The organism is Chromobacterium sp. CCUG 30098 (assembly GCF_059916605.1).
On sequence record NZ_JAUCGS010000004.1, the window covers coordinates 394,759 to 411,346 of the forward strand.

Consider the following 16,588-nt stretch of genomic DNA (forward strand, 5'->3'; position numbering starts at 1 on the left):
GGATGAATCCGCGGTGAACGGGAAGGGGAAGCGATGGAGATGGAGACGGAGCGTTTATGGCTGCGCCAATGGCGGGACGAAGATCTGGCGCCCTTCGTCGCCATGGGGCGGGATCCGGAGGTGATGCGTTATTTTCCGGCGCTGCTGAGCGCCGAGGACAGCGCGGAAGGCATGGAACGCCAGCGCGGCTTGATCGCGACGCGCGGCTGGGGGCTATGGGCGCTGGAGGAGAAAGCGTCCGGGGACTTCCTCGGTTTCGTCGGCCTGGCGGTGCCGCGCGCGGAATTGCCGTGCATGCCCTGCGTGGAGGCGGGCTGGCGGCTGCGGCGCGCATCCTGGGGCCGGGGCTACGCCTCCGAGGCCGCGCGTCGGGCGCTGGCCTTCGGTTTCGAGACCTTGGGCCTGGACGAAATCGTGTCTTTCACCGCCTTGCCCAATCTGCCGTCGCAGCGGCTGATGCAGCGGCTGGGCATGCGCAACGCCGGACGGGATTTCGATCATCCGGCCCTGGCACCCGGGCATCCGCTGCGGCGGCATTGCCTGTATCTGTTGTCGGCGGCGGAGTGGGCCGTGGCGCCGCCCGAGGCTTGAAGCCGGGAGGGAGAACCGCCGCCGTCAGGCGGCTTTTTTATTGCCCGCGGCATGGCGGATAGGCTGCTTTTATGCGCGATGAGCGATTTTTGCAATTTCAGGCGGAACCCTGAGTTTAGGCTCTAGTCTATTAGAATTTTATATTACGCTTATTTATTGGCGTGAACGGGTGGCAGCCCGATCCGCGCCTCATCGTCCATGAGCCTGTACCAAAGCGGCGCTCGCCGCGGCGGATTTTGAACAGACCTGAAAGCGACCCATGCCTCCCTCCTGTTTCTAATCTCCATTGGAGTCCGTGATGACCCAAAGCTTTACTCGGCGTTCGCGCTGGCTAAGCGGCCTGGCAGCCGCCGGCCTGCTGCTGACGCCGCCGGCGATGGCCGAAACCTTTGTGCCCGACACCCTGTTGAAGTCGGTGCTGTATTACAAGACCAAGAACCGCAGCCAGGGCGATCTCGGCGGCGACAAGATCGCCAAGGATTTCCTGAAAACGCCGGGCTCGGCCTACTCCGATCTCAATCTCCAGCCGCCCATCATCAATTCCATTGAGTGGAATAACGCGCTCAGCGATTTCAACCGCTATCACCGCGTCAATCTGAGCATGGACGATTCGGTCAAATTGTTCGCCAGCGAGGCGGGTCTGAACAAGGCCTTGCCGGGCGCGGACGTGGATCTGAACCGCCGCCGCGCCGGCTATCGCCAGGATGAGGACAAGCTGGTGTTGGCCAATGCCTTCAAGGCCGGGGTGGACGGCGACATCTTCTACAAGAGCCTGGACGTGTTCGGCTACGGTTACAGCACCATCGCCGCCAAGTTCGCGGTGGCGGCGCAGTTGCTGCGCGACGCGACGCAGAAAGTGCCGGCGGCCAAGCAGTTGCAGAACGGCATCCGCAAGGAGGTGCTGGACCGCTATCTGAGCAGCGCCACCACCGGCGTGAACAGCCTGTCCGAATACGACAAGCATTATCTGATGAACCTGCTGCACAACGAGGTGCGGCGTACCCGTTTCAATTCGTCCGGCTTCAAGAGCGGCCAGTTCCAGCCGGCCGCGCAGTTCCGCGTGGCGCGCCTGGCCGCGGCCTATCAGGACCGCAAGGGCTATCTGTTCGACTTCCCCTGCGCCAAGGACGGCAAGAACCTCTACCCGGAGAGCAGCGGCAAGCTGTGCTACGCCAATATGACCGACCAGAAGCTGAGCGACTGGTATCGCAAGCTCTATCAGCAGCAAATGAAGCCGCATCCGCCGTCCGAACAGGAAAGCAGCGGTTTCCAACGGCTGGCCAAGCTCTTGCTGCCGATCGCGCTGCTGATGGAGGGCATGGCGGCGATGGAGTTCTTCTCCACTTTGGAGGCGTCCGAATTGGGGGCCGAAGCGGCCTTGACCGAAGAGGAAGTGGCGGCCACAGAGTCCGGCTATCTCAGCCGCTTCTGCCGGATTTGAGCTTGGCGATCAAGCAATGCGAACAGGATTGAAGATGACTATGCGTACATTCAAGCAAGCGCGCAGGGCGGCGGCGGCCGTTCTGATGCTGGCCTTGTCCGCCGCGGCGCTGGCGGGCGCGACGGTGGACATCAGCAAGGTGACCGACAAGAACAGCCTGGTGCCCGGCGAACTGGTCAACGCGATGGAGTTTCACGTCAACGGCGTCAGCGGCGCGGCCAAGGCCAATCCGCCGTCCTCGTCCAAGCTGAAGAAGCTGGAGACCAAGTGGCGCGGAGCCACGGTGGCCCGTTTCGAGTACAACTATCCGGGCGGCACCCGCGTGTACAACGCGATGTCCGGCCAGGACACCGCGGATTTGCTGTACGAGGCCAATTCCCCGGGCCATAAGGCCTATCCCGGCTATCTGCGTCAGAGCAGCGTGGAAAAGGCCGCCACCAATGTGAACGTGCCCAATGGCAAGCTGTCCGCCATCATAGACAAGCAGGCGACGGACGCGGAGCTGAAGGCCTTGAAAACCTTTGAGAAGGACATCCTAGACGGCGCGGTGCCGCGCGGCGGACGCATGGTCGGCTATATCTCGCAAGCGCCGTGCGCGTCTTGCGACAATGTGATCCGCCAACAGTTGGCCAATCAGACCGACTACGTGTCCGACATCAAGATCTCTTATCTGCCCAAGGCGGCGGAGGAGGCGGAAAACAGCGCGGCGCGCGAGTTGGCGCATGAATTCAACGGACGTCGGCTGCAGTCCTTGAAGGAGAACGTGATGTCGCTGCGCGGCAACGCGGCGGCCAGGCTGAACGTGGGCGGCGGCACCGCCGGCTGCTTGTAGCCGCGGGCGGGGACCGGCCCGGCGCGCCTTCCTCAGAAGGCGGCCGGGCTTTTTTGCGTCCAAGGGCGGGCGCTCATTGCTGCCAGTGGTTGTAAATCGTTTGCAGTTTTCCGTTTTGCTGCAGCCGGGCCAGCGCGGCGTTGAATTGGACGGCGCGGCTGTCTCCCTTGGCGAAGGCGACGAAGCGCGGCATTTCCACCAGCGGTTTGGGCAGGATGCGCACATTGGGCAAGGCGCGCAGCTGGCGGGCGTAGTAGAGCAGCTGGCCGCGGTCGCCGACGATCAGGTCGATGCGGCCGGCCAGCAGCATCAGCAGCAGCTGTTCGGGATTGGTGGCGCTGGCGTCGCGCTTGAGCTGGGCTCTGTCGAAGGCGGATTCATAGGCGTAGCCGTGAACCTGGCCTATGGTCAGCGGGGCCAGGTCGGCCAGGGTGTTCCAGTTTTGCAGGCCGTGCTGCTTCAAGACCATGAACACGGTGCGGCCGGTGCGTATCGGGCCGGCCAGTTCGTACTGGCCGCGCCGCTCGGCGGTGCCGGCGAACTGAAAAGCCATGTCCACATCGCCGTTGCCCAGCATCTGCTTGACGCGTTCCCAGGGGTAGAGGTGCAACTGATAGGGGATTCTGGCTTCCGCCATCACCGCCTGGACAATGTCCACGTCCAGGCCCTGGGGTTTGGCGCCGGCGTCGTTCTGGTAGCTATAGGGCGCGAACTGGATGTCGCCGGCGATGCGCCAGGTCTCCGGCTGGGCCGCCCAGGCCGCCCCGCAAAACAACAGCATGCTCAACACACGCCTCATGGTTGCCCCCGTCGTCGCCGCCTTCCGTTGGTATAGCCGGAGCGGGGCGGGGCGGCAAGCCGGGCGGTTTTTGCAAGCGTCCCGCGGCGGCCTTGCCGAGAATGGCCGTCAGGGGCGCCCCCTGGGCGGGGCGCGGTCGGTTCGCACTATCATTGACGGGGTAAGCCGCGATGTCTTCTTCCATTAGTTTCAGCGCCGGCGGTCCGGCGTTTTCCCTGAGCAACGAGCGGGTGGCCCGCATGATGAGCGGCGATCAGCAGACGGCCACGCATATGAGCTTGTGGGACAAGTTCAAGGATGTGTTCCGCGCCGAGAAAAAGCAGGATGCGCTGAACACCCTGTTCAAGCTGGTGGACAGCCCGTCGCCGGCGCGCTCCTTCGATATTTTCAATCGCTTGGCGCAATTGGCCACGCCCAGCAACCGGAACTTGTTCACGGTGGCGGTGGCGCCGGAACAGGGCGGCGGCAAGATCAGTTACTGCATCAACGGCCAGCCGCTGAAAACGGAGCGGCTGTCGCAGGAGGGGCGCGAAGTGGTGCTGGCGCGGCTGGGCGCGCCGCTGGGCGCCGAGCAGGCTCAGGCGCAGGCGGCGTCGCTGGCGGATTACCGGATGGACGTCTCGCCGGGGCTGATGTATCTGCTGGACGGCGATTTTGCTTCCGGCGGGGTGCACAAGCGCTTTCACGCCGATACCGGGGTCTTGCAGGCGCGGGACGGGGTGGGCCGGGCGGATTTCGTCCGCGAAGGCCAGTTGGAGGCGTACGCCGAGTCGCGTCCGGCGCTGCGGGCTTATCTCTCCACCCAGCAGCAGATCGCCGCGCCGCCGGGCGTCAGCGACAAGTTCGCCTACGCCCGGGTCGAGCAGTACGACCCGGCGGTCATCGTCAGCCGCGAACTGGATGTCGGCCTGCCTCTGCTGTCGCTGGATCAGGCCCGCAGCGTGGCGGCGCAATTGGTGGACATGACCAGGACCTTCTACTGCCATCAGCTGTCCCACCGCGATCTGCACATGCAGAACCTGCTGGTGCACGAACGCAAGGAGGACGGCGCGGTGTTCCTGAAGGCGATCGACTTTGGCCGCGCCAAGTTCGGCGAGTCGTTCGAGGCGGAGCGCTTCAACGACATCGATTACCTGTTCAACCGCGAAGGCTGCTCGCTGGCGGAGACGGTGGGCCGCAACTATCTGGCCGGCAAGGATTCGGCGGTGGCCAAGAAACATTACCCCTTGCACAAGCTGCTGGAGCGTTTCAACGCCCGCGGCGCGGAGGTGACGGAGACCTTGTCCGGCATCGGCAAGATGTTGAAGGCGGATTTGCAGATGGCGGGGCCGGAGGACGAGCGGCGCATCGATCAGGCGTTTGAGCGCGCCTCGGCCTCGGTGCAGATGGTCTTGGCCGGGCTGGCGCGTCCGCAGTTGGGGGTGGGTTTGCGCCTCTGAGAACCTGTTCAAATTCTGCTGCGCTTCGTGAAAAGTCGCCCGGCGAGTACGACTTCAGAATGCTCATGTGCCGTATGGCCATGCCGCTTCTTCAGTCGCAAGGCCTTGTCTCGCGCTTGCTCGCGAGACGTGGAGCAGGCGCTGAGGATTTTCACGGTTCGCCGCGCGTCGGCGCCACGGCGCTGAAACCCGCGTGGAAAAGCCCCTTCCGGCCATGGCCGGGAGGGGCTTTCGCTTGCTTGGGCGCCGGCGGGCTCAGACCGCGGCGGGCTGGGCGGGCTTTTTCAGCGCGCGCAGCGCGACCGCGGTGACGGCGGTGCCGGCCAGCAAGGCCAGCAGATAGAGGCCCAGATGGCTGACGGCGTTGGGGATGGGCAGCACGAAGACGCCGCCGTGCGGCACTTTCAGCTCCACGCCGGCCAGCATGGAGATGGCGCCGGCCACGGCGGAACCCAGCATCAGCGCGGGGATCACCCGCAGCGGATCGCGCGCGGCGAAGGGGATGGCGCCTTCGCTGATGAAGGCCAGGCCCAACACGCCGGCGGCCTTGCCGGCCTCGCGCTCGTCGGCGCTGAAGCGGTCGGCGAACAGCTTGGTGGCCAGCGCGATGCCCAGCGGCGGCGTCATACCGGCGGCCATGGCCGCGGCCATCGGCGTATAGACTTGGCTGGCGATCAGGCCGGTGGAGAAGGCGTAGGCGGCCTTGTTGACCGGGCCGCCCATGTCGAAGGCCATCATCGCGCCGATGATGGCGCCCAGGACCAGCGCGCTGCTGCCTTGCAAGCTCTTCAGCGCCTCGGTCAGCATGCCCAGCAGGGCGGCCACCGGGCCGCCGATCACGTAGATCATCAAGAGGCCCACCAGCAGCGAGCCCAGCACCGGCAGGATGAGCACGGGCTTGAGGCCGTCCAGATTGCGGCCCAGCTGGATCTTGCGGTTCAGCCAGTCGGTGCCGTAGCCGGCGATGAAGCCGGCGATGATGCCGCCGAGAAAGCCGGAGCCCAGGCTGGCGGCCAGCATGCCGCCCACCATGCCGGGCGCGATGCCGGGGCGGTTGGCGATGGAGTAGGCGATATAGCCGGCGAGGATGGGCACCATCAGCGCGAAGGCGGATTTGGCGCCGATCTGGAACAGCGCCCAGGCCAGGGTGCCCTTGTTGGCGTCGTCGAAGGCGTAGATGCCGCCCAGCGCGAAAGCCAGCGCGATCATGATGCCGCCGGCGGTGACGAAGGGCAGCATGAAGGAAACGCCGGTCATCAGATGCTTGTACGGGCCGCTGCGCTCGCTGGCCGGTTTTTCCGGCGCGGCACCGGCGGCGTCCGGCCGGTGGGGCGCGGCCTCGGCGATGGCGCGGCGCAGCAGCGCCCGGCCGTCGTTGATGGCGGCCTTGGTGCCGCTCTGGAACAGACGCTTGCCGTGGAAGCGGCTCAGCTCCACCTGGGTGTCGGCGGCGATCAGCACCAGATCGGCCTCGGCGATCTCGCCGGCGCTGAGCGCGCTCTGCGCGCCCACCGAGCCCTGGGTTTCCACGCGGATGGCGTGGCCCAGCGCCTGGGCGGCCTGGCTCAGGCCCTCCGCCGCCATGAAGGTGTGGGCGATGCCGGTGGGGCAGGAGGTGACGGCGACGATGCGCAGCGCTTCGGTTTGCGGGGCGCTCAGGGCCGCGGCCCGGCGGACGGCTTCGGCCGGATCGGCCAGGGCCTGGTCCAGGCTCAGGCGGAGCGCGGACAGGCCGTCCAGGCGCGGATCGGCGGCGGGGCCGATCAGGAGCGCGGCCTGGGCGGCGGCGATTTCGGCCGCGTCCAGCGGCGGCGCGCCGTCCAGCTCCAGGCTGAGAGAATGCCCGAGCCCTTGGGCGGCCTGGCGCAGCGCTTCCGCGGCCAGCCGGCCCTGGGTGCTGCGTTCGCCGGAGGCGATGATGGCAAGTAGGTTCATGGCGTTGTTTCCCTTGTGTTTTTAGTTTGGAGCCGCAGGCGAAGCCCCCTGATGCCGCGTCGCTAACAGGCGCTTAGCCCAGGTTTCGCAGCCGGACTTGCGCCGCCAGCGCGCGCACTTGTTCCGGCGGCGGCAGGTGCGGGCCGACGCGCGCCAGCTTGGCGGCGGCGAAGGCCACCGCCAGCCGGGCTTCGGCCTCGCGGTCCAGTCCGTCCAGCCGCGCGGCGGCGAGGCCGGCCACCAGCGCGTCGCCGGCGCCTACGGTGCTGAGCGGTTGTTGGGCCGGCAAGGCGGCCAGCAGCGCGTGGTCGCGGCCGGCGAACAGCGCGCCGTCCGCGCCCAGCGACACCACCACTTGTTCCACGCCGCGTTGCAGCAGCCCGCGCGCGCCGTCCAGCACCGCGGCGGTGTCGGGCAGGGCGCGGCCGGCCCAGTGCTCCAGTTCGTGGCGGTTGGGCTTGACGCAATGCGGCGGCGCATCGCCGTCCAGCGCCTGGCTCAGCGCCTCGCCGCTGCTGTCCAGCAGCAGCCGCGCGCCCAGCGGCCGCAGCAGCCGGCACAGCCGCAGATAGCTGTTGGCGGGCAGGCCGGGCGGCAGGCTGCCGCACAAGGCCACGATGTCGCCGGGGCGCAGCCGGGCGGCCAGTTCGGCGCCCACTTGTTCCAGCTGCGCTTCGCCGGCGGCGATGCCGGGCAGATTGATGTCGGTGGTGTCGCCGCTGGAGAGGTCGGCCAGCTTGATGTTGACCCGGGTGTCGCCGGGCAGGCGCAGCATGTGGTCGGCGATGCGCTTGTCCAGGAACAACTGTTCGAAGGCTTCGCTGTTGTTGCGGCCCAGCAGGCCGCAGACGCTTACCGGCGCGCCCCAGTCCGCCAGGCAGCTGGCCACGTTGACGCCCTTGCCGCCGGCGTTGCTGCTGGCGCTTTGCGCCAGGTTGACCGCGCCGGGCGTCAGCCGGGCCAGGGCGATGGTCTGGTCCAGCGCCGGATTGAGGGTGAGGGTGTGGACGCGCGCGCTCATGTCAGCTCCCGCGCCAGCATGCGCACTTCGTCGGCGCTGTCGCAGGCCAGCGCTTGCTGTGCCAGCTCGCGCAGCCGGTCGTGGCCGTTGGCGCACAGCTTGGCCTTGACCGCGGCCACGTCGCGCGGGCTCATCGACAGCTCGGCCACGCCCAGGCCGGTCAGCAGCGCGGCGCCGAAGGGATCGCCGGCGATGCCGCCGCACACGCCCACCCAGCGCTGATGGCGGGAGGCGCCGGCCACGGTGTGCTGGATCAGCCGCAGCACCGCGGGGTGCAGGCTGTCGGCTTCGGCCGCCAGTTCCGGGTGCTGCCGGTCCATCGCCAGCGTGTATTGGGTGAGGTCGTTGGTGCCGATGGAGAAGAAGTCCACGTATTCGGCCAGTTGATCGGCCAGCATGGCCGCGGCCGGCACTTCCACCATGATGCCCAACGGCACCGCCGGGGCGTCCAGCTCGCGGCGTATGCCTTCGCACCATCCCTTGAGCCGGGTGATTTCCTTCAGCGAGGTGATCATCGGGAACATGATGGACAACGGCTGGCCGCCGCGGGCGGCGCGGTAGAGCGCGCGCAGCTGGGGTTCCAGCAGGTCGCGGCGGCGCAGCAGCAGACGCGAGCCGCGCATGCCGAGGAAGGGATTGTCCTCGGCCGGCAGCTTCAGATAGTCCACCTGTTTGTCGCCGCCTATGTCCAGCGCGCGCACGATCAGCGGCCGGCCGTCCAGCGCGTCCAGCATGGCGCTGTAGGTGTGGAACTGTTCGTCCTCGCTCGGCGCCTGCTCGCGTTCCAGGAACAGGAATTCGGTGCGCATCAGGCCCACGCCCTCGGCGCCGGCGTCCAGCGCGGCGGCCACCTGGTCCGGACGGTTGATGTTGGCGGCGATTTCCACGTGGTGGCCGTCCGGCGTCACCGCCGGGCGCTGCCGCTGCTCCGCCTGCTGCTGCTGGGTGCGTTGCTGGGTCTGCAGCCAGTCGCGGGCGGAGGCCAGGTCTTGCTCGCCGGGGTTCAGATAGAGCCGGCCGCCCAGGCCGTCCAGAATGGCCGGGGTGCCGTCGGCGATGTCCAGCAGCGCCGGGCCGCCGGCCACCAGCGCCGGCAGGCCCAGGGTGCGCGCCAGGATGGCGGTGTGCGAGGTGGGACCGCCCTGGGCGGTGGCCAGCGCGCGGATGCGGTCGGTGTCCAGGGTGGCGGTGTCGGACGGGGTGAGGTCGGCGGCCAGCAGGATGCAGTCGTCGCCGTCGATGTCGGCCAGGGTGGTGCTGTTCAGCGCCGGGTCCAGCTGGCGCAGCACGCGGCGGCCCACGTCGCGCAGGTCGGCGGCGCGCGCCGCCAGCAGCGGGTTGCCCAGCGCGGCCAGCCGTTCCGCCATGCGCTCCACCGCCTGGTGCCAGGCCCATTCCACGCCGTGGCCGCCCACCATCAGCTGGCAGGCCAGGGTGATCAGATCGGTATCGGACAGAAGTTCCGCCTGGGCGTGGAAAATACCGGCCTCGGCCTTGCCCAGCCGGCTGGCGGTGGCCGCGGCCAGTTCGTTCAGTTCGGCGCGGGTGGCGCTCAGCGCCGCGTGCAGGCGGTCGCCGCCTTCGCCCAGCGCCACCGGGCGGTCCGGCACTTTGAGCTGGCCGGCGTGCAGCACGCGCACCACGCCGATGGCGAGGCCGGGGCTGGCGGCGATGCCGGCGATGGACAGCGGGTGGCCGGGCGGGGTCCAGCCCTGTTGCGCGGCCAGCAGCTGCGCTTTTTGCGCGGCGAGCGCGGCGTCGGTCTGTTCCTGGGCCGAGGCGTCGCGCATCGCGGCCAGCAGGCCGGACAAAGCGGCGGCGGCGTCCGGCCCCTGGGCGGACACGGTGACGGTGTCGCCGTGGCGCAGGCCCAGTTGCAGCAGGCTGATCAGGTTCTTGGCGTCGGCGGCGTCCTGGCCGTGGCGCACTTGCAGCTGGGCGGCGTGGCGGCGCGCGGCTTCCACCCATTGCGCGGCCGGGCGCGCGTGCAGGCCGTTGGGGTAGTCGACTATCCATTGCGCGCGCTCGGCCAGATCGGCCGCGGCGTCGACGGCGGCGGGCGGCGCGTCTTCTTCCAGCAGGGCCAGCACCCGGGCCGGCTCTGCGGCGGTGAACAATTGCTCGAGCCTGGCCTCGTCCTGCAGCAGCCGGGTCAGCCGGCGCAGCAGGGTGATGTGTTCGTCGGATTGGGCGGCGATGGCGAACAGCAGCCGGGTGCGCTGGCCGGGGTTCCATTCCAGGCCGTCCGGGATCTGCACGATGGCGATGCCGGTGCGGCGGATCAGCTGACGGTCTTCCACCATGCCGTGCGGGATGGCCAGGCCGTTGCCCAGGAAGGTGTTGGCCACCGCTTCGCGCCGCAGCAGGCTGTCGATGTAGGCCGGGTCTATGCAGCCGGCGTCGGCCAGCAATTGTCCGGCCAGGCGGATGGCCGCCTCTTTGTCGGCGGGCTGACAGCCCAGCCGGATCAGTTCGGGCTGGATCAGGGAGGAGGGCGATCCGGTGTCGTGCATGGCGGTCTCTTCTGTCGGTTCAATTGGCTGCGCGGTTCCGGGAACCCGTTCACGGCCCGACGCGCAAGCGGCGCGGCTTGGGACGGGCTCGGTATAGCGGATCGGCCCGCGTCCGTCCAGCTGTCATTGCGGAGGGGCGGCGCCGTTCACGCGCTGAGTGGATTGAAAACGATTACATTTTTTCTGTCAATACAGTCGTAGTCCCGTCGCTACATCTTTGCACCGTCTCAAGCGGAAGTGTTGTAAAATTACGCTTTAAGGGTATGCTTGCGTAAACCCAGTTTCTATCTTGGTAAGAGAAAACGATTTCATATGACGGTCAGCATCAAGGATGTGGCGCTGGCGGCCGGCGTGTCGGTGGCCACCGTATCGCGGGCCCTGGCCAAGGGCCCGGTGAGCGCGGCGCTGAAGGCCAAGGTGGAGGCGGCCATCGCCGCCACCGGTTATCGGCCCAATTTGTCCGCGCGGCGCTTGCGCTCGCGGCACAGCGACACCATAGGCCTGATCGTGTCCGACATCCGCAACCCCTTCTTCACCGCGGTCAGCCGCGCGGTGGAGGATGTGGCCTACCAGGCCGGCATGCGGGTGATTCTGTGCAATACCGACGAGAACCCGGACAAGGAGGCGATGTACCTCAGGCTGATGCAGGAGGAGCGCGTCACCGGGGTGATCTTCGCCGCCACCCGCGCCACGGCGGAGACGCTGGACGCGGAGGCGCTGGGGTTTCCGGTGGTCTTGATCGACCGGGCCGCGCCCGGCGGCGCGGCCGACGCGGTGGTCTTGGACAACGCCGCCGCCGCCGGCCTGTTGGTCGGCCATCTGCGCGAGCAGGGCCATGACCGCATCGGCGGGCTGTTCGGCAATACCAGCAGCACCGGCGCGGAGCGGCACGCCGGCTTCGCCGCGGCGCTGGCGGCGGCCGGGCTGGCCGCGCCGGCGCGCTTCGTCGCGCCCACGGCCGAGGCGGCGCAGCAGGCGGTGTCCGCCTGGCTGACGGAGGCGGAGGCGCCGCGGGCGCTGGTGATCAGCAACGGCCTGCTGCTGCTGGGGGCGATGCGCGCGGTGCGCGCGCTGGGCCTGGCCTTGCCGCGCCAGCTGGCGCTGGCCGGTTTCGACAACGACAGCTGGACCGAGCTGGCCGGTCCGGGGCTGACGGTGATCGAGCAGCCGGTGGACGAGATCGGCCGCGCGGCGATGGCGATGCTGCTGGAACGGCTGGAACAGCCGCTGCGGCCCACGCGCAAGGTGGTGCTGACCGGCCGTTTGGTGGTGCGGGGCTCCAGCCTGGCCGAGGGCTAGCCGCCGCGCTTGTGGCGGCGGCGAGACAGCCTCTGGTCCGGCGCGGAAGGCGGCCGCGGTTTTGATTTTTAATGTATTAAATATTGTGCCATGATTTGCCGATGCCGTTTCAGCCATCGCCGCCCAGCCGGGCGGCCGTCAGGAGGAGGCCCGCCATGGACACGCGTTACACCGGGGACATTCATCTTTCCACACGCCAGGCGGCGGACGGCGACAAGCTGGATTTCTGGCTGAGCGAGGTGGACCGCCTCTTGGTCCGGGTGGAGTGCGACCGCCGTCCGGAAGAGCGGCTGGAGGCTTCGCTGGACTGGCAGGACTTCGGCCTGCTGCGCATGGCCACGATACGGGCCAACCAGCACGCGGTGACGCGCAGCGGACATAGCCTGAGCCGGGACGGCCGGGACTCCATCTTCGCCTGTTTGATGCTGCAGGGGCAGGGCTTCAGCCATCAGGGCGTGGAGTACGCCCGCCACGGCCCGGGCGATGTGGTGCTGTACGATACCGCCCGCCCTTACGGCCACGGCTTTCCGGCCGATATGGCGATGGCGGTGCTGGACATTCCGCGGTCCTTGTTCCAGGAGCAGGTGGGGGTGTGGAACGAGCGCGGCCTGGTGCGCATCGAGCGCGCCGCCGGCATGGACGCCTTGGCCGCCCATCGCCTGCTCAGCGGTGGCGAGGCCGCGCGGCGGCATCTGGCCAGCCAGTTGCTGGAATGGCTGCATTCCTTGTGGAGCGCGCGCCTGGGCCTGCCGGCCTCCCGTTCCACCTTGTGCAGCCTGTGGCGGGCCAAGGCTTATATCGAGCGGCATCTGGCCGAGGACGATCTGGATTGCGAGCGCATCAGCCGCGCGGTGGGCGTGTCCGCGCGTCAGCTGGCCCGCATCTTCGAACAGGAGGGCGAGTCGGTGACGCGCCACCTGTGGGGCCGCCGGCTGGAACGCTGCCGCGTGGACCTGGCCGATCCGGCCTTGCGCCATTTATCGGTGAGCGAGCTGGCTTTCCGCTGGGGCTTCAACCATATCGCCCATTTCTGTCGCAGCTATAAACGCCGTTACGGCGAAACGCCGAGTCATACCCGAGCCGAGGCCCTGGCCGCACGCGTCCTTCCCAGACAACAATACTGTCCTCATTAGACAAATTCCACGTTCTCCCCATCGTTAGAGTGGACGGGTCCGCTGCGCTTTCTGGCGCGGGGGACGCCCAACTAATAAAGAGGAGACACCATCATGCACACACGAATGGGCGGTTCGCCGCCGGGCGGCCGCGCGCGCGCCGCTGGCGAAAGAGAGGCCCGCCATGCGCCTCTCCTATGAAAACAAATTGTTGGCCATCCTGGCGCTGAGCTTCGGTTTCGTGTTTTTCGACCGGCTGGCGCTGTCCTTCCTGTTTCCCTTCATGGCGGCGGAACTGCGTTTGAGCCCCGCGCATCTGGGCATGCTGGCGTCGGCGCTGGCGCTGACCTGGTCGCTGTCCGGCCTGGGCCTGGGCGCATGGTCGGACCGGCGCGGCGCGAAGAAGCCGATGCTGGTGGCGGCGGTGCTGGCGTTTTCGCTGTTTTCCGCCGCTTCCGGCCTGGTGGCCGGTTTTCTGTCCTTGCTGCTGTTCCGCGCGCTGATGGGCGTGGCGGAAGGACCGGTGCTGCCCATTTCCCAATCCTTGCTGGCGGCGGCGTCCACGCCGGCGCGGCGCGGCTTCAATATGGGCATCGTCAACGGCTCCGCGCCGGGCTTGCTGGGCGCGGTGCTGGGGCCGCCGCTGCTGGTGGCGCTGGCCGAGGCCTACGGCTGGCGCGCGGCCTTCTATCTGTCCTGCCTGCCCGGCCTGCTGATCGCCTGGCTGGTGTGGCGGCATGTGCGCGAGCCGGCGCCCGCGCCGGCGCCGGCCGGCCGCGGCGGCGGTTTCGCTTCGTTGCTGGCCGAGCGCAACATCCTGCTGTGCGTGTTGATCGCCTGCAGCTACATCACCTGGTTCATCATCCTGATTTCCTTCACACCCACCTTTCTGATCCAGGTCAAGGGCATGAGCCCGCAGGCGATGGGGGCGGTGATGAGCAGCCTGGGCTTCGCCTGGGTGGCGTGGGGCGGGCTGGTGCCGGCGATTTCGGACCGCATCGGCCGCAAGCCGGCCATGGTGGCGTTTTCCTTGATCGCCGCCTGCTGCCCGCTGGTGTTGCTGAACGTGGACCGCATGGTCTGGCTGTTGCCGCTGGTCTTCCTCACTTACACCGGTCTGGGCTGTTTCACCCTGTTCATGGCCACGATTCCGGCGGAGACGGTGTCGCCGCGGCGCATCGCCACCGCGCTGGGCATGATCATGGGGGTGGGCGAGCTGGCGGGCGGTTTTGTCGCGCCCACGGTGGCCGGCTTCGCCGCGGACCGCTACGGCCTGTCCATCGTGATGTGGATCGCCATGGCCGGCGCGCTGCTGCCGGCCTTGCTGTCCTTGGGCCTGCGCGAAACCGCGCCGCTGCGGCTGAAGCCGGGCGGGGCCGCGCTGGAAGCCGACCGGGCGCCGACCTGAGCCGCCATTCTCATTGCGCGTCCCGCTGCGCCGGGACGCCGCACTCCCTGACGGAGATCATCATGCACAAGACTTTGATCAAGGCGCTGGCCGGGCTGTCGGCGGCGCTGGCCTGCGCGACGGCTCAGGCCACCCAGTCCGGCGCGGACACCATAGGCGCCGGCGCCGAGGGTTTTCTCGCCGGCGCGCTGCCGCCGGCCGGCTGGTACGGCGTGTTCTATTACACCCATTACCAGGCGGACCGCTTCAACGACGACGCCGGCCGTTCCGCTGCGCCGGGCTTCAAGCTGAGCGCCGACGTGCTGGTGCCGCGGCTGCTGTATATGTCGGACCGGACGCTGTGGGGCGGGCGCTTGGGCGGCTTCGTGCTGGCGCCGCTGCCCAGACTGAGTCTGGACGCCGGCGGCGCGCATGAGAGCCGCGGCGGCCTGGGCGACGCGGTGCTGGGGCCGGTGCTGGCCTGGGGCGACGCCGGGCCGCTGCACACGGCGCTGGCGGCCGACATCGTGCTGCCCACCGGCGACTACGACCGCAATCGGATGTTGAACCTGGGGGCCCATCATTATTCGCTGCGTCCGGTATTCGCCTTTTCCTATCTGCCGGCGTCCGGCTGGGAGCTGTCGTCCAAGATCAGCTACACCTTCAACGGCAAGAACCGCGATACCGATTACCAGTCCGGCCAGCTGTTCCACTTCGATTACTCGCTGAGCTACGCGGTCAGCCCGGCCTGGAGGCTGGGCTTGAACGGCTACTTCATCAAGCAGACCACGGACGATGTCCAGTACGGTCGGGCGGTGGCGGGCAACGGTTTTCGCGGCCAGGCTTTCGCCATCGGTCCGGCGCTGCGCTACCAGTTCGACAAGGCCGGTCTGGAATTGAGGTGGTTGAAGGAGTTCGATGTGCGCAACCGGCCCGAGGGCAGCGCAGTCTGGGCCAAGCTGGTGCTGCCGCTGTAGCGGGCGGACATGGGGCTTGCAAACACGGCCGGGCGCTTGCGTCCGGCTTTTTTCTTGGCGGAGCGGCGCTCCCGCGCGCGCTCGTCTTTATTTTCTTCTCTTGCTTCTTCTTTCTTCACCGCGCCGTCATCGAGATGCCGCATGATTGGAATTCTTGTGCAATCCAGTGCGCTTCCCATTCCGCGACGCAGTCCGGATGACCGCTGCCCGCCGCAGGCCTGGCGGTCCCAAATTCGTCATGGCGGGCAAGTTGATCGCTTATTGCGCATCTCCCCGCAGCTTGTCGCTGAGTTGGAAAGAAAATCCATGAGTAAGCTTGAGCCACGCCATCACAGACAGGGATGGGAAATCGCGCTGATTTTAGTCACCGCCTTATGGGGGTGGTCTTTTGTCGCTATTCACGATGCGCTGAATTATCTAAGCGACTCGGCGTTTAACGCCTACCGGTTTCTCATCGCCGCGCTGGCGATGTGGATCGTGGTGCGGGTCAAAGGGAGTCGATTCTCGCGGCAGGATGTTTTCGGAGGCATCGCCGCTGGCGTCGCGCTATATCTGGCCTTCTTTTTTCAAACCAAGGGCTTGGCTTACACCACGGCTTCCAATGCCAGTTTCATTACGGGCTTGGCCGTTGTCTTTACTCCGCTGTTTGCTTATTGGCTGTTAAAGGTGCGCCCGGAAAAACGTCAGCTATTCGGCGCAGCCACGGCGACGATTGGGCTTGCTTTGCTGACCTTGAAAAATCTGGCCATTCATTGGGGAGATATGCTGGTTGTGCTTTGTGCGGCTTCCTTCGCTTTGCACATTGTTGTTTTGTCCAAGGTCAGCAAAACAGCGCGGGTATTGAACATCGCCTTTGTCCAGGTCGCGGTCGTGGGGGGCTTGTCCTTGCTGCAGTCATTGGCTTTGAATGAGTTCTCGCTTCCCTTTCGAAGCGAGACGATGACGGCGATTCTTATCATCGCCCTATTGGGAACGGCAGTCGGTTTTTATGTGCAGACCCGGGCCCAAGTGGCCTCTTCGCCCAATCGAATCGCATTGATCATTGTGCTGGAACCGCTGTTTGGCGGTGTTTTTGCTTATTTCCTGGCCGGCGACCGCTTGTCGCCTTTGAATTTACTGGGGGCCGGGCTGATTATTCTGGGCATGCTGATCACGGAGTTTCATTTGAAGGCAAGCCGCGCCGGAGCGGATTAACCCTTCGCTGCGCGGCTTGGATGTTTCCATCCCCGCCGTCGCAGGATC

13 protein-coding genes are annotated in these 16,588 nt (G+C 67.2%); 9 read left to right on the forward strand and 4 right to left on the reverse strand.

Annotation, left to right across the window (positions count from 1 at the left end; genetic code table 11):
- Nucleotides 1-33 precede the first annotated feature (33 nt).
- From QUG03_RS12280 to QUG03_RS12290, 3 genes are all read left to right on the forward strand, one after another.
- On the forward strand, nucleotides 34-591 hold the full coding sequence (locus QUG03_RS12280; protein ID WP_500820103.1) for a GNAT family N-acetyltransferase: 558 nt from the start codon (nucleotides 34-36) through the stop codon (nucleotides 589-591).
- A 298-nt stretch (nucleotides 592-889) separates the two neighbouring features.
- Nucleotides 890-2,032, forward strand: coding sequence for a hypothetical protein (locus QUG03_RS12285; protein WP_107798681.1), 1,143 nt, complete (start codon nucleotides 890-892; stop codon nucleotides 2,030-2,032).
- Between the two features lie 34 nt (nucleotides 2,033-2,066).
- Nucleotides 2,067-2,864, forward strand: coding sequence for a hypothetical protein (locus tag QUG03_RS12290; protein ID WP_227107712.1), 798 nt, complete (start codon nucleotides 2,067-2,069; stop codon nucleotides 2,862-2,864).
- A 73-nt stretch (nucleotides 2,865-2,937) separates the two neighbouring features.
- Here the strand turns inward: QUG03_RS12290 and QUG03_RS12295 are convergent, their stop codons facing one another.
- Nucleotides 2,938-3,663, reverse strand: a complete 726-nt coding sequence (locus tag QUG03_RS12295) for a substrate-binding periplasmic protein (protein ID WP_235087808.1) — start codon at nucleotides 3,661-3,663, stop codon at nucleotides 2,938-2,940.
- A 170-nt stretch (nucleotides 3,664-3,833) separates the two neighbouring features.
- Between QUG03_RS12295 and QUG03_RS12300 the strand changes: the two genes are divergently transcribed.
- Nucleotides 3,834-5,102 (forward strand): T3SS effector SopD family protein, encoded by a 1,269-nt coding sequence (locus QUG03_RS12300; RefSeq protein ID WP_500820104.1) that lies wholly within the window; start codon nucleotides 3,834-3,836, stop codon nucleotides 5,100-5,102.
- A gap of 255 nt (nucleotides 5,103-5,357) precedes the next feature.
- Here the strand turns inward: QUG03_RS12300 and QUG03_RS12305 are convergent, their stop codons facing one another.
- From QUG03_RS12305 to ptsP, 3 genes are all read right to left on the reverse strand, one after another.
- Nucleotides 5,358-7,037, reverse strand: coding sequence for a PTS fructose transporter subunit IIC (locus tag QUG03_RS12305; RefSeq protein WP_500820105.1), 1,680 nt, complete (start codon nucleotides 7,035-7,037; stop codon nucleotides 5,358-5,360).
- Between the two features lie 73 nt (nucleotides 7,038-7,110).
- The gene (gene pfkB, locus QUG03_RS12310; RefSeq protein WP_500820106.1) at nucleotides 7,111-8,058 is read right to left on the reverse strand and encodes a 1-phosphofructokinase; all 948 of its coding nucleotides are present in this window, start codon (nucleotides 8,056-8,058) and stop codon (nucleotides 7,111-7,113) included.
- Nucleotides 8,055-10,571 (reverse strand): phosphoenolpyruvate--protein phosphotransferase, encoded by a 2,517-nt coding sequence (gene ptsP, locus QUG03_RS12315; protein WP_500820107.1) that lies wholly within the window; start codon nucleotides 10,569-10,571, stop codon nucleotides 8,055-8,057. The genes pfkB and ptsP overlap by 4 nt, the downstream gene beginning before the upstream one ends.
- Nucleotides 10,572-10,883: 312 nt before the next feature.
- Between ptsP and QUG03_RS12320 the strand changes: the two genes are divergently transcribed.
- The 5 genes from QUG03_RS12320 (at nucleotide 10,884) to QUG03_RS12340 (ending at nucleotide 16,540) form a co-directional block, all read left to right on the forward strand.
- Nucleotides 10,884-11,870: a LacI family DNA-binding transcriptional regulator gene (locus tag QUG03_RS12320; RefSeq protein WP_235087818.1), complete on the forward strand. Its 987-nt coding sequence runs from the start codon at nucleotides 10,884-10,886 to the stop codon at nucleotides 11,868-11,870.
- A gap of 155 nt (nucleotides 11,871-12,025) precedes the next feature.
- Nucleotides 12,026-13,003 (forward strand): helix-turn-helix domain-containing protein, encoded by a 978-nt coding sequence (locus tag QUG03_RS12325; RefSeq protein WP_500820109.1) that lies wholly within the window; start codon nucleotides 12,026-12,028, stop codon nucleotides 13,001-13,003.
- A 163-nt stretch (nucleotides 13,004-13,166) separates the two neighbouring features.
- Nucleotides 13,167-14,390 (forward strand): MFS transporter, encoded by a 1,224-nt coding sequence (locus tag QUG03_RS12330; RefSeq protein ID WP_500820110.1) that lies wholly within the window; start codon nucleotides 13,167-13,169, stop codon nucleotides 14,388-14,390.
- Between the two features lie 62 nt (nucleotides 14,391-14,452).
- Nucleotides 14,453-15,346, forward strand: coding sequence for a SphA family protein (locus QUG03_RS12335; RefSeq protein ID WP_500820111.1), 894 nt, complete (start codon nucleotides 14,453-14,455; stop codon nucleotides 15,344-15,346).
- Between the two features lie 9 nt (nucleotides 15,347-15,355).
- Nucleotides 15,356-16,540, forward strand: a complete 1,185-nt coding sequence (locus QUG03_RS12340) for a DMT family transporter (protein WP_500820112.1) — start codon at nucleotides 15,356-15,358, stop codon at nucleotides 16,538-16,540.
- The last annotated feature ends 48 nt before the right edge of the window (nucleotides 16,541-16,588 follow it).